This window comes from Vibrio sp. 10N.222.49.C9, assembly GCF_041474985.1.
Classification (GTDB): Bacteria; Pseudomonadota; Gammaproteobacteria; order Enterobacterales; family Vibrionaceae; genus Vibrio; species Vibrio crassostreae_C.
In genome coordinates this window covers 1-599 of record NZ_JBFRVD010001061.1, presented here as the reverse complement: position 1 = coordinate 599, position 599 = coordinate 1, and the positions used below count along the sequence as shown (strand labels likewise).

Genomic DNA, 599 nt, shown 5'->3' with positions numbered 1-599 from the left:
TTGAATATGGTGTGATTGGTGTGGCTATTGCAGTGGTTATAGGTGCTGTTATGAATGCTGAGAATGGTATTGCAGATACAGTACTCGATGTTTTTAACGGAATGTTGCAAGCAATGAACCCTGATGCTACGGCAATTGATCCTGATGCGTAAGAATAATGCATAAATGAATTGTAGTGAAAGACTAAGCTAATATGATCATAGCCACGATAATAATTTTATTCTTGTTTATGGTTACATTATACAGTGACATTAAGTATCGAATAATAAGCAATTATATTGTTTTGTTTATTTATTTTATATCGATGTATATTGGGTTGAATAATGGGGCTTTTGAGGATGTATTCTTATCAGTGGTAATATGTACCGCTATAGGTTTGTCTTTATATTCTATGGGTATTTGTGGTGGTGGTGATGTGAAATTACTTATCGCATTATCACCACTATTTCATTATGGACAACTAACAGATTTGTTTTTTGGAATCCTTATTTGTGGAGGTTTACTATCAACTTTCTACTGGACTAAGTATCGGGTTCTTTTAAAAAGTTCGAATGATCATGGCCTACCTTATGGTGTTGCCATCATTTTCGGTGCAAATC

General features: G+C 34.1%; 1 protein-coding gene. It reads left to right on the top strand.

The genetic code is table 11. The features are described 5' to 3' along the window. Positions 1-193 precede the first annotated feature (193 nt). The coding region (locus AB4585_RS26900; RefSeq protein WP_372171794.1) for a prepilin peptidase at positions 194-599 on the top strand (406 nt) is incomplete at its 3' end.